This window comes from Chitinophagaceae bacterium (assembly GCA_007695095.1).
GTDB lineage: Bacteria > Bacteroidota > Bacteroidia > Chitinophagales > REEL01 > REEL01.
In genome coordinates this window covers 15125-28158 of sequence record REEL01000172.1, presented here as the reverse complement: position 1 = coordinate 28158, position 13034 = coordinate 15125, and the positions used below count along the sequence as shown (strand labels likewise).

Sequence of the window (13034 nt, the reverse complement as noted above, 5' to 3'; positions counted from 1 at the left end):
GAAAATGATGTTTTTATTTTTTCTTATTTTAGTGTACCGTCTGTTGCCTATAGAAACATTCACAGCTATTTTATTAAGAATTTTAATGATGAAATTCTATTTAGAATCAATAGTGATGAAGGTCTTTATGTATCAAGAAGAAGTGATAAAGCATATAATAATACGATAAAAGCAAAAAGCAACTTGTGGACAAGGCCTTTCTATTATTTTTTAAAACGAACAAATAACAATTCGCCTGCTTCTCCCTGGCTGATTGCTCATTCCGAACTTTTGAAAAAACATGTAAAAGACGGAGAGCTACCTGATGAGGTAAATATAGGCTTTCTTATGCTAAAAGACGAAGTCTTGCTTTTTGAAGAAATTAAGGAAGAAAATATTGTCAATGTATATAAAGTGGAGAGGAGATTTTAAAAACAATTTTTTAAATCTAAAGTAAAACTGAGTTTTACCTATCCATTGTCGTTGGCTTTAACCGGCTGAATAGTTTTTAAGAAGAAAGCCACTAATCTGTTCCAATATATCAGCCAACTAAAAAAGACTGATATATTGCATGAGCACTGTAATTCAAAACATGTTTAAATTAAATATATTAAGCAAAGCTACCAATAGTGTACTTGCGATTAACTGCAGCAGATTTTTGACATTAAAAAAGCCCTGAAGTTATACTCCAGGGCTTTTTTACTATCCTCTTCTTTGTCTTGAAAAGCTTTTTCTGCCACCACCTTTTCGGAATTTATCCTGAACGCGTGGTCTTTTTCTTTCTTTGCGATTGTCATCATTCACATTCAAATCACCGGCATTCTTATAATAGTCTAAAAATTTATTAAACTCATAAGAAACTAGTTTTTTGATAATGTCTTCTTTTGACATTTCGCCAAGCAGTTCATATACATTTTGCATATAAGGCTGTATCTGGCTTTCATTAACCTGCATATCTTTTAGCTTATTAGCTATGTTATACAATTGTCTTTCACAAACTTCTTTACCGGTAGGAACCTGTAAATGCTTAAACTTACGTTTTAATTTACCTTCTACCTGTTTTAGTTTATAAACATCTCTTTTGCTGATAATTGCTAAAGAAATACCTTTTTTGCCGGCTCTTCCAGTTCTACCGCTACGGTGAATATATACTTCTGATTCATCAGGAAGGTTGTAGTTGATAACGTGTGTAAGCTCTGTTACATCAAGTCCTCTTGCAGCCACATCCGTTGCTACTAAAATTTGCAAACGCTTATTTCTGAAACGCTGCATAATTAAATCTCTTTGCGGTTGAGATAAATCACCGTGCAGTGAATCAGCATTATAACCATCACCCATTAATTTATCTGCAATCTCCTGAGTTTCACGTCTGGTACGGCAGAAAACGATAGCATAAATACTTGGATTGATGTCTGCAATTCTTTTCAATGTAGAATATCTGTCGCGATCATTTACCATATAATAAAAGTGTTCGACACTTTCAGCTCCGGAGTTTTCTTTGCCGGCAGAAATTTCTATGGTTTTGTGCATGTACTTTTTGCTAAGGCTTCTAATTGCGGTAGGCATAGTAGCTGAGAAAAGCATAGTTTGCTTTTCTGCAGGTGTTTGAGCTAAAATAGCGTCCAAATCATCTCTGAAACCCATACTTAACATCTCATCAGCCTCGTCTAAAATTAAAAAACGTACCGTATTCAGGTTTAATTTCCCACGATTAATTAAATCCATGGTCCTGCCGGGAGTACCCACAACTATGTGTGCACCTTTTTTCAATCCGGTAATCTGTTTTGAAATATCAGCTCCACCATAAACTGCCAGCGTACTTAAAAAAGGCATATTGGCCGTAAAGGCCTTAATGTCTTTAGAAATTTGCAAACAAAGCTCACGTGTCGGGCTTAAAATAATACATTGAACCTGGTTATTATCCTGGTCAATCTTTTGTAATACCGGCAAACTAAATGCAGCGGTTTTCCCGGTTCCGGTTTGTGCCAAAGCAATTAAATCATTATTTGATTCAATTAACTGAGGAATAACCTTTTCCTGGATTGGTGTAGGACGTTCGAATCCCATTTCTTCAAGTGATTGAAGAATTTCAGGCTTTAAGCCTAATTCTTTGAATGTTAACATGTAACTTTTTTTATCCGGCGATAGAACGCAGTACCGGGAACAATGCCGTGGTTAGAAATAACCGTGATTGGTGCAGGTAGATAATTCAACTTCCGGGTGAATACTAAATTTGGTGCAAAGGTAATGAATTAATTTTATTTTTCTTACTTTGCATCACTTTTTTTATCCTTTTATTTTATTAATTTTTAGTATGTTACCTGAAAGAAGAGACAGAATTCAAGAAGTAGCCTTTAAAAGACAACCCGATTTGACAGTTGTTATGGAAAATATCGCAGACCCTCATAATGTTTATGCAATCATGCGAAGCTGTGACGCTGTAGGCGTTCCGGAAGTATACGTTATTGATGAAATAGATGCTTTCAGGCGAAAACCGCTTGGAAAACGTAGTTCTTCATCCGCAGCAAAATGGGTAAATCCCATACTTTTTAGTGATGCAGAAAGTTGCTTTCAGGCAGTGAAAAAAAAGTATGAACACATTCTTGCTACGCATATTTCCGATAAATCTGATTCACTTTATACACTGGACTTAACCAAATCTGTTGCTTTAGTTTTTGGAAATGAACGTTATGGCATTTCTCCTCAAGCATTAAAACATTGTAACGGTCACTTTTGGATACCTATGTCAGGCATGGTCGATAGTTTAAATGTTTCTGTTGCTTGCGCAGTCAGCTTATATGAAGCAAAAAGACAAAGATTGCAAAAAGGCTTTTATGAAGAGGGGAGTGCAGAGACTCAAAATGTGCGTAAAGAAATTTTTTCTAATTGGATAACGCGTGAAACAGATAGAAAAAGAGATTGAAGTAACACAATCTAACTGTCAGATTTTCAAATATTTATAATGAATCTATGAAAAAAGTTTAAAGGTTAACGTAGTTGTATTTTTTCGTTTGCCTAAAAGCTATTATACCAACTAACATGCCTGTGGTTTCAGCAGCCATTAGCACAATAATCAGTGGTGACCAACAGCCGCAAAGAATTATTCCAATTAGCCGGCCGGCTGCCATTCCTCCAAAAGAGAGAGATTGTAAAAGCAAAGCCGGTATGTGCCAGTGATTATTAAAAGCGGAAAGTCCAAAAAACAAAGCTATCCCTACTTCAAGGCCTCCATAGAATCCCCGTATTTCTATAGCTCCAATTGAATCAGAAATTGTGATGCCGCTCAATTCAATTATTTGTGGGGAAATAAGGAAGGCAATTCCAAATGCAGCGTAAATTATAGCGGTTAGTATGAGAGAAACGAATGGCAAGTGCTTCATTGTAAAGTTATTTCAACCTCTTTTAAAACACTAAAATACATTAAAAATCTAAAGATAAAAGAAAGCCTAAATTAAGCTCAAAATAATTTTAATAAAATCTTATTTTCCGGTTTTTCAAAAGCTAATAAAGTCCTTGCCTGTAAAGTTTTAGTCCGAAACAGACAAGCTTTTTTACAGGTCTATTTTTTCATTTTCTCTTCTGAAAACTATTTCATCTTCAAAGGAATCTACCATCACCACATGGTCTTTGTCAATATCATCTCTCAAAATTGCCTTAGACAGATTGTTAGAGATTTCTTTTTGCATTAATCTTTTCAATGGTCTGGCACCGAAAAGAGGGTCGTAACCATTTGTAGCAAGCCACTCGATGGCTTCTTCAGTAATTTTTAATTGTATACCTTCCTTCAATGCAATCTTACGAAATTCTTCAAACCGGATTTTGACTATATCATTCATTTGCTTTCTGATAAGCGGCTTAAACATAATTATATCGTCAACTCTATTCAAAAATTCAGGTCTGATTGTTTTTTTGAGTAATTCATTTACTTCCACTTTGGTGGTTTCTGAAACCGCAAACAAATCTTCATCTTCACCGGCATTTGAAAAGTTTTGTAAAATAATTTCAGAGCCTAAATTAGATGTCATTATTATAATACTGTTTTTAAAGTTTGCTTTTCGTCCTTTATTATCAGTTAAAACGCCATCTTCCAGCACCTGTAACAAAAGGTTAAATACATCCGGATGCGCTTTTTCAATTTCGTCCAGCAAAATTACTGAATAGGGTTTTCTACGCACAGCCTCGGTTAATTGTCCGCCCTCATCATAGCCTATATAGCCGGGAGGCGCACCAATCAATCTGGAAGTAGAGTGTCGTTCCTGGTATTCGCTCATGTCTATGCGCGTAATATTATTTTCATCATCGAAAAGGTAATCGGCTAAGGTTCTGGCAAGCTCTGTTTTTCCGACTCCTGTGGTTCCCAAAAAGATAAATGACCCAATGGGCCTCTTGGGGTCCTGCAAGCCCGCACGACTTCTCCTGATGGCATCAGAAACAGCTTCTATTGCTTCTTCCTGACCAACTACTCTCTTGCTTAATACATTTTCTAAATTTAACAACTTGGACTTTTCAGTTTCCAGCATTTTATTTACCGGAATACCGGTCCATTTACTTATTATAGAGGCAATATCCTCAGCTTCCACATCTTCTTTCATCATCCTGTTTTCTACAGAAAGCTCAGCAAGTTTTTTCTCCTGCTCAATCAAGTTGTCCTGACATTCTTTTATTTTTCCGTAGCGTATTTCAGCTACTTTGCCATAATCACCTTGTCGCTCGTAAGTTTCAGCTTCGTGCTTTAATTGCTCGATTTCTTCTTTCTTTTTTTGAATTTGCTCTACAAATTCCTTTTCCAACTGCCAGTTAGCTTTTAATTCATCTCTTTCAGCCGATAAATTGGCAATTTGCTTTTTTAACTCATCCAATTTCTTGGTGTCTTTTTCACGCTTAATAGCTTCTCTTTCAATCTCTAACTGACGAATTCTTCTTTCCAGCTCATCTAATTCTTCCGGTAATGAATCCATCTCAAGTCTTAGCTTTGCTGCAGCTTCATCTATTAAATCAATAGCTTTATCCGGTAAAAACCGATCATTGATATAGCGTATTGATAATTGAACGGCAGCCACAATTGCCTGATCTAAAATTCTAACTTTATGGTGGGTTTCATAGCGCTCTTTTAAGCCTCTGAGTATCGATATAGCATCTTCTTCATTGGGTTCATCAATTAACACCTTCTGAAATCTTCTTTCCAATGCTTTGTCTTTTTCAAAATATTTCTGATACTCATTATTTGTGGTTGCGCCAATTGCTCTAAGTTCTCCGCGCGCTAATGCCGGTTTTAAGATATTTGCTGCATCCATTGCACCTTCAGATGCTCCGGCACCTACCAAAGTATGAATCTCGTCGATAAATAAGATTACCTGACCTTCAGAATCAACAACTTCTTTAATAACTGCTTTTAATCGCTCCTCAAATTCACCTTTATATTTTGCTCCGGCTATCAATGCGCCCATATCCAGACTGAATATGGTTTTTGTTTTCAAATTTTCCGGTACATCCTTATTAACTATTCGGTGTGCAATACCTTCAGCAATAGCTGTTTTACCTACTCCGGGCTCTCCAACTAAAATCGGATTGTTCTTTGTTCTCCTGGAAAGTATATGCAAAACTCTTCTAATTTCTTCATCCCGCCCGATTACCGGGTCTAACTTTCCCTGTTCGGCAGAATTATTCAGATTAATGGCATATTTACCTAAAGCATTGTACTTGGCTTCAGCATTCTGATCGGTTACCCGACTGCCTTTACGTAATTCTTTAATAGCTGCTTCAATATTTTTTCGGTTGAGTTGCTGTGATTTTAAAATTTCAGCTGCTTTATCATTGCCTTCAAGCAAGGCAATTAAAATATGCTCCAGAGATATGAAATCATCTTTAAAACTCTTAGCCACCTCAGCTGACTTGATTAAGGTTCTGTTTGCCGACTGAGAAAGGTATATGTTTGTTTGGCCGCTAACCTTTGGCTGGTCTTTTAGAGCTTTGTCTATCAATTGATTAACCAAAGCGACTTCTACATTATTTTTTTTCAATAAAAAACCGCAAATACTTTCATCACTGACTAACAAGCCCTTTAGAATATGTAAGTTTTCTACTATTCCATGTTGATTGCTCATGGCAATTTCCTGAGACTTTTGTAAAGCTTCCTGAGATTTTATGGTAAATTGATTCAAATTCATCATTGTGTTTTTTTTAATAATCTTATATCAAAAAACTTTCCATTTTTAGTTTAGTGCTAAAAGTGACAAAACGACACTGATAAATAAAAACATAAGTGACAAAACGACACTTTAGATGGTGAGTCGTATGACTAAAATGATAATTCCCAGTAAAAATGCCACTATAGCAATTCGATTAATCATATGCATTCGCTGAATGTTTTTGTTTTCATCCTTTTCTGCACCGGGGGTAAATAATCGGATTATATAACTAAAAATGCTTTTCATATAAGTGTTTTAAGGCTAAAAGTATTTGATTTTTTAAAGTAACAAAATTAACACAAAAAAAGATTGAGAAATATTGAGAAAAAAGCGGCAATTTTCTAAAAAAATGATAATTATTGAAAAACCTTTATTCATCATACTTTTAAGAAAAACAACTATCTCAAAGCTTTTAATCATCTGAAAATCTATGATAAAATAGTTACTTTTGTCTAAAACGAATCACTTGAGATTATTTACCAAAGATGACTTTATTGATATAAGGGAAAAGTTTTACGAAAAAGGAGGGGCTTACTTTTTAACTAAGTTAAATCTGAGTCCTGCAAACCGTACAAAAAGCACCTTTAGTCAGCATACGCACAGCGGCTCTAATTTTTGGATTATTCCGGAATTGCAGGAGCGTTGGAAAATAAAGATAAGTGGAAGTAAGGAAGAGTCTTATGAAGCTTACGTGATAGACAAATTTCTGAAAGACAAATCGGATGTTACATTATTATCATTGGGCAGTGGTACATCTCAAAGAGAGTTTAACTTCGCTTCAAATCCTGTTTTCAAAGAGGTAGAATGTATAGATTTATCTGAATCGCTCATGGAGTATGCCTATGAAAAATCTATTGAAAAAGGTTTGACTAACATGAGTTTTAAAGCTTCCGATATCAATAAAATGAAGTTTAAAGAAGACCATTATGATGTTGTGCTTTTTCATTCTTCTCTGCATCATTTTAAACATGTTTTTCAATTATTACAAAAAATTAAAGCATGTTTGAAGGAAAATGGAATATTGGTTATCCATGATTATGCTGGTCCAAAAAGATTACAATGGACTCAAAAACAGATAGATTTTACCAACGATTTATTGAACAACACCCCTGAAAAATATAAAAAGCGTTTGCATTCAGAAAAGATAAAATCAAAAGTTAGCGGACCCGGAGCATTGCGAATGATAATTTCTGACCCTTCCGAAGCTGTTGAATCAAATAATATCCGACCGGCATTGGAGAAGTACTTTAAAACGATTGAGGAAAAAGAGCTGGGCGGGAATATAGTGATGTTATATTTTAAAGATATCGCTCATAATTTCCTTAATGATGATGAAGAAACTAAACAATTATTGAAGTATATTTTTGAAAAAGAAGATGAGTTTTTGAAAAGTGAACCATCTAATCTGATTTTTGGGGTTTACAGTAAATAAATAGAGCTGCAATATAAAATGTTAATTATTTGTTAACTTTGCACTATATTTAGTTATATGAATCTATTATTTTTTTCAAGAATTTTTTCAATAACACTCTGTTTATCTTTAATTGTAAGCTCAGTATTTGCAACTGAAAAAGAAAAACCCGGGATTTCGCTTGAGCATATTGTAGAAGGGAAGTTTATAATAGGGGGAGAGTTAACATCTGATAATATTATTATGTCACCCGGATACGGAATTCGCTATGCACCATCAATTAAATGGAATGAGCGCTTTTCAGTTGGCACTGCTGTATCTCTTAAAAGATTAAGCACAGAAACTTTTTTGCCTTTAAGTGCCGGAGTAAGGGTGCATTTAACAGAAAATGCAAATACTACTTTTTTCACAGCTTATGCCGGGTATGCTTTTGCCAGAAATCACATTTTTGACCATAATTTATCTTATTCCTACAAAGGAGGCTTGTACTTAAGTCCCGGATTTGGTGGGAAATTAGTGATTTCAGAAAATGTCGATTTTTTAATCAATATAAACTTAACCTATCAACAGGCAAAACTAAGTTTTGAAGCAAGTGAATCTAATATAATAGAAGTCAATCAAAACTTTTACTTTGTTACTTTAAGGACCGGGTTTTTGTTTTAACTTAAAACTGTTTTTATAAAGTTCTTATCACTTAAAATATCCTTTTGAAATCTTTAAAAACTAAATTTTTCTTTATATTTCTTTTTCTGCTGACATTCAGTCAGTTAATAGCTCATGATGTGGTTATTAATGAGATGATGTCTTCAAACGGAAATACCATAGCTGATGAAGACGGAGATTTTGAAGATTGGATAGAACTTTATAATAAAGGCAGTGAAACCGTCAACCTTAAAGGGTTTTCAATCTCTGATAAATCTTCAGAACCGCAACGGTGGATTTTTCCGGATGTTGAAATAGAGCCGGGAGGGTTTCTGCTTATTTTTGCATCAGGGAAAGACAGAAAAAGCGGCCAATATTTGCATACCAATTTCAAAATTAGTTCAGAAGGGGAGCCACTTTTATTTTCTGATAATGAAAATAATCTGATTGATGAATTTCCGCCGGTAATCTTACAAAGAGATCATTCTTTTGGAAGAAAAACAGACGGGGGTTCCGTAATTTTATTTTTTGAAGGCGCTTCTCCCGGTGCTTCTAACAATTTTACTCCTTTATTAAATTCCTTAACTTACAATGTTCATATTTCTCATGAGGCCGGTTTTTATGGAGACTCAATAACAGTTGACTTATCTGCTCAGGAAGGGGTTGAAATTTTTTATACACTTGACGGTTCTGTACCTGACATAAACTCGTTTAAGTATGAGCAACCGCTGGTTTTTGATAATAGGGAAAATGACCCGACTATTCTATCGCTTATACCAACCGGATATAAATGGAAACAACCGGCCGGGAGTATCAATAAAATTAATGTTTTAAAAACAGCAGCATTTAAAAACGGGAGGCCGGTTAGTCCGGTAGAAACCCGAACATATATTATAAGCCCTGATCTTGAGGACAGGTATACTTTTCCCGTAATCTCTATTTCAACGGATAAACGCCATTTTTTTGATTATAATGAAGGGATTTACATACAGGGAGTTCATTTTGATGGTGACCGAAACAGTGGTAATTTTTCTAAACGAGGAAAACATTGGGAGAAACCTGCTTATATGGAATACTTTGATAATGCAGGAGAACTTGCACTTGCACAAGATATAGGCGTAAGAATTCATGGTTCAGGCTCCAGGAAAAATCCTCAAAAATCACTAAGACTCTATGCCAGAAGTTTTTATGGCGAAAGCCGTTTCAACTATCCGTTCTTTCCGGATAAACCGGATTTACAAAACTTTAAGCGATTAATTCTGAGTGCATCTGTGTCTTCTCCAAGAGATCAAACTTTATTCAGAGATGAACTGACTCACCATCTTATCAGAGGTCTCGATTTGGATTATCAGGCTTTTATTCCGGTTGTGGTTTTTATTAATGGTGAGTATTGGGGTATCCATAATTTAAAAGAACGTCAGGACAGATATTATTTAGAGAATAACCATAATATAGATCCTGATAATATAGATTTATTAGAAGGACATCACGAAGTTAAAGAAGGAAGCTTTACAAATTACGAGTCTCTGATAAATTATCTGGAGAATAATGATATGTCAAAGGATGAACATTATCAGCATATTTTGAATTTGGTAGAGATTGATAATTTTATTGATTATCATATTATTCAGTTATTTTTTGCTAATTGGGACTGGCCTCACAACAACATTGCTTACTGGAGGCCGAGAACAGAAGATGGCAAGTGGAGATGGTTGTTTTTTGATTGTGACGCCTGTATGTTGCCGAGACTATATCGGTCAAACAGTCTTGAGTTTTTTCTAAATCCTGAGAATTTAAAAAATCAAGACAGAAGCTGGGCTTATTATAATCTGCATTTTTTGTTAAAAAACGATAATTTCAGAGTTGCTTTTTACAACCGTATGATCTATCATGCAGATAATACTTTCAGTCCTGAAAAAGTAGTAGAAGCAATTCAGCATTTCAGAGAATTGTATTATCCTGAAATTCACGAGCAAGTTAATCGCTGGAACTCTCCATTGAATATCAGTGAGTGGGAAAAGTATTTAAGTGATTTGGAAAGTTTTGCCTTATTGAGGCCTGCTCAATTTAAGCAAGATATACAGAAATTTTTTGGTTCACCATTTACTGTTTATCCGAATCCTTCTTCAGGTGATTTTTATGTTAAAACGCTTTTGAATAGCACTAAACCCAAAAGTTACAGATTATTTAATCTAAGTGGTATTTTATTGTCAGAGGTGGTAGTAGAGAACCCATCTTCCTCTGAAGCTGATCATCTAAACTTTCAAGGTCTTTTACCCGGAGTTTACTTTCTTCAAATTCAATTCAACAATCAGTTGTTTCAGGAAAAAATAGTTATACAGTAAGTTTCTATTTAGCTTATATGAAGAAATAAAAAAAGGGTTGAGAAATATTACTTAATCAACCCTTTTAAAATAAAGTCTTATCGTTTAGCTTACTGCAATTTCATACAGATTCGCTTTCTTTTCTTTAATCGCATCACTTTCTAAATACTCATCAAAAGACATTAGGGCGTCAATACAACCATTAGGCGTGATTTCAACGACCCGATTTGCTACAGTTTGGTTTAACTGATGATCATGAGAGCTGAATAGTAAAGTTCCTTTGTAGTTTTGTAATCCTTCATTCAGAGAAATGATAGACTCCATATCAAGGTGGTTAGTCGGCTCATTTAGAATCATCACATTGGCGTTTTGTAACATTAAGCGGGAAAGCATACATCTTACTTTTTCACCTCCGGAAAGCACAGAAACTTTTTTAAAGGTCTCTTCACCTGAAAAAAGCATTTTACCTAAAAATCCACGAATATAGGTTTCATCTTTATTTTCTCCTGAATATTGTCTTAACCATTCTATCAAATTCATTTCCTCATTAAAAAACTCAGAATTGTCTAATGGTAAATAACCGATTTGAGTTGTAATGCCCCATTTAAAATCTCCCGCATCAGCTTTTCTGTCACCATTTAGAATTTCATAAAAAGCATTAATAGCATTACTATCGCGTGAAATAACAGCAATTTTATCTCCTTTATTAACGGTTAAGTTTAAATCAGTAAAAAGCGGTTTTCCGTCATTTCCTATTGCTTTAAGCTGTTTGATTTCAAGAATATCATTTCCGGCTTCCCGCTCTTGTGAGAAAATTACACCGGGATACTTTCTGTTAGAGGGTTTAATTTCATCTATATTGAGCTTTTCCAGAGCTTTCTTTCTACTTGTAGCTTGTTTAGACTTAGAAGCATTTGCACTAAATCGCTGAATGAATTCTATCAGTTCTTTTCGTTTATCTTCTGTTTTCTTGTTTTTATCGGAACGTTGTTTTGCTGCTAACTGACTACTTTCATACCAAAAACTGAAATTACCGGTATAAGGAGTTATTTTACCAAAATCAATATCTACTATATGCGTACAAACCATATCAAGAAAATGCCTGTCGTGAGAAACAACTATAACTGTATTTTTAAAATCCGCTAAAAAGTTTTCCAACCATTTAATTGTATCCACATCCAAGTCATTGGTAGGCTCATCGAGTAGAAGGATATCCGGATCGCCGAAAAGCGCCTGAGCCAATAAAACTCTTACTTTTTGATTTCCGGCAAGCTCTTTCATTTTAGTATAATGCAGACTTTCCGGTAAACCTAAATTACTAAGCAATGCAGCTGCATCACTATCCGCATTCCAGCCGTCCATTTCTGCAAATTCAGCTTCGAGTTCTCCAACTTTCAATCCATCTTCATCGGTAAAAGGTGTTTTAGCATATAAGCTTTCTTTTTCCTGCATATTCTGCCAGAGCTTTTTATGGCCCATCAGAACAACCTGTAAAACCTCAAATTCGTCAAATTCATAATGGTTCTGCTTTAAAACAGCCATTCTACTTCCGGGTTCCATATCAATTTTCCCTTTGGTAGACTCAATTTCTCCGGATAGAATTTTCAGAAAGGTAGATTTGCCGGCACCATTAGCACCAATAACTCCATAGCAATTTCCTTTGGTAAACTTTATATTTACTTCATCAAAAAGTACTCTTTTGCCAAATTGTAGCGATAAACTATTTACTGTAATCATGTTTTATTTTTTCGAAATGCAAAGATAGTGATTTCTTCATTATTATGTTTGTATTCACCTGTTGAATAAATCCCATAAAAAAAGCCATCTGAATTAACAGATGGCTCTTGTTTTAAGAAAATTTCAAGTATTACATTGATTGTAATCTTTCTTGTAGTTCAGGGCTTTGTTGTACTGCCATGAAAATTTCCTGATAACGTTCTACGTTCATTCCATTAGACTCTATGGCTTCAACCATTCGCTCATCAGCACTTTCCTGTATTCTTACTACTTGCTGAGTAGCTGTGTTAAAGTTTTCCATAGTTTCAGCGGGTACATCATCAACCTGAGCATTCGGATTTCCCTGAGTCTGAGTATAGATTTCATTAAATGTCTGAACATCTAATCCATTTTCCTGAATCACACTCACCATTTCCTGTTGTGCGCTATTTTGCACTTCCTGAATGTCTTCCATAGTTTCAGCAAACTTCACTAACTCATTGTCAGTAACTTCTACATTCGGTTGCTGCTGTTGTTGTTGAAAATCGGGTTGCATCTGAGCCACTGCTGTGAAACTTAGGAATACCACTGTCATAAAGGTGAAAATTGTTGTCTTCAATAAATTCATAATGTTATAAAATTTGTTTTAAGTTATAGTATTACAACGAGGTGAGAGGGTATTATTGTTTTTTTTATGAAAAGTTTTAAATAAAAGTGGATAAAGCAATACTAAATTCTTATATTTACGCTTAACATTGCACTAAAAGCATATAA

The 13034-nt window shown here is 34.8% G+C and carries 10 protein-coding genes; 5 read left to right on the top strand and 5 right to left on the bottom strand.

The features are described from left to right. Nucleotides 1–411: hypothetical protein (locus EA412_14235; protein ID TVR76180.1), on the top strand; the 411-nt coding region annotated here is incomplete at its 5' end. A 270-nt stretch (nt 412–681) separates the two neighbouring features. Here EA412_14235 and EA412_14230 read toward each other — a convergent pair. Continuing rightward, nucleotides 682–2103 (bottom strand): DEAD/DEAH box helicase, encoded by a 1422-nt coding sequence (locus EA412_14230; GenBank protein TVR76179.1) that lies wholly within the window; start codon nt 2101–2103, stop codon nt 682–684. 190 nt (nt 2104–2293) lie between these two features. Here EA412_14230 and EA412_14225 point away from each other — a divergent pair, with 190 nt between their 5' ends. After that, nucleotides 2294–2902, top strand: a complete 609-nt coding sequence (locus EA412_14225) for an RNA methyltransferase (GenBank protein TVR76178.1) — start codon at nt 2294–2296, stop codon at nt 2900–2902. Between the two features lie 58 nt (nt 2903–2960). Here the strand turns inward: EA412_14225 and EA412_14220 are convergent, their stop codons facing one another. Beyond that, on the bottom strand, nt 2961–3359 hold the full coding sequence (locus EA412_14220; GenBank protein ID TVR76177.1) for a DUF4345 domain-containing protein: 399 nt from the start codon (nt 3357–3359) through the stop codon (nt 2961–2963). Between the two features lie 171 nt (nt 3360–3530). Continuing rightward, nucleotides 3531–6146: an ATP-dependent chaperone ClpB gene (gene clpB, locus EA412_14215; protein ID TVR76176.1), complete on the bottom strand. Its 2616-nt coding sequence runs from the start codon at nt 6144–6146 to the stop codon at nt 3531–3533. Between the two features lie 469 nt (nt 6147–6615). Here clpB and EA412_14210 point away from each other — a divergent pair, with 469 nt between their 5' ends. From EA412_14210 to EA412_14200, 3 genes are read left to right on the top strand one after another with little or no spacing between them, the layout of a single operon-like run. Beyond that, on the top strand, nt 6616–7599 hold the full coding sequence (locus EA412_14210) for a class I SAM-dependent methyltransferase (protein ID TVR76175.1): 984 nt from the start codon (nt 6616–6618) through the stop codon (nt 7597–7599). Nucleotides 7600–7656: 57 nt separating this feature from the next. Continuing rightward, nucleotides 7657–8241 (top strand): hypothetical protein, encoded by a 585-nt coding sequence (locus tag EA412_14205; protein TVR76174.1) that lies wholly within the window; start codon nt 7657–7659, stop codon nt 8239–8241. A gap of 44 nt (nt 8242–8285) precedes the next feature. After that, nucleotides 8286–10565: a T9SS C-terminal target domain-containing protein gene (locus EA412_14200; GenBank protein TVR76173.1), complete on the top strand. Its 2280-nt coding sequence runs from the start codon at nt 8286–8288 to the stop codon at nt 10563–10565. A gap of 84 nt (nt 10566–10649) precedes the next feature. Here the strand turns inward: EA412_14200 and EA412_14195 are convergent, their stop codons facing one another. After that, on the bottom strand, nt 10650–12281 hold the full coding sequence (locus tag EA412_14195) for an ATP-binding cassette domain-containing protein (protein TVR76172.1): 1632 nt from the start codon (nt 12279–12281) through the stop codon (nt 10650–10652). A gap of 130 nt (nt 12282–12411) precedes the next feature. Next, nucleotides 12412–12888 (bottom strand): DUF4168 domain-containing protein, encoded by a 477-nt coding sequence (locus EA412_14190; GenBank protein ID TVR76171.1) that lies wholly within the window; start codon nt 12886–12888, stop codon nt 12412–12414. Between the last annotated feature and the right edge of the window lie 146 nt (nt 12889–13034).

What these genes read in the sequence shown, in the direction of transcription:
- EA412_14230 (TVR76179.1), bottom strand. Translation starts at nt 2,103, where the DNA reads ATGTTAACATTCAAAGAATTAGGCTTAAAGCCTGAAATTCTTCAATCA.
- EA412_14225 (TVR76178.1), top strand. Translation starts at nt 2,294, where the DNA reads ATGTTACCTGAAAGAAGAGACAGAATTCAAGAAGTAGCCTTTAAAAGA.
- EA412_14220 (TVR76177.1), bottom strand. Translation starts at nt 3,359, where the DNA reads ATGAAGCACTTGCCATTCGTTTCTCTCATACTAACCGCTATAATTTAC.
- clpB (TVR76176.1), bottom strand. Translation starts at nt 6,146, where the DNA reads ATGAATTTGAATCAATTTACCATAAAATCTCAGGAAGCTTTACAAAAG.
- EA412_14205 (TVR76174.1), top strand. Translation starts at nt 7,657, where the DNA reads ATGAATCTATTATTTTTTTCAAGAATTTTTTCAATAACACTCTGTTTA.
- EA412_14195 (TVR76172.1), bottom strand. Translation starts at nt 12,281, where the DNA reads ATGATTACAGTAAATAGTTTATCGCTACAATTTGGCAAAAGAGTACTT.
- EA412_14190 (TVR76171.1), bottom strand. Translation starts at nt 12,888, where the DNA reads ATGAATTTATTGAAGACAACAATTTTCACCTTTATGACAGTGGTATTC.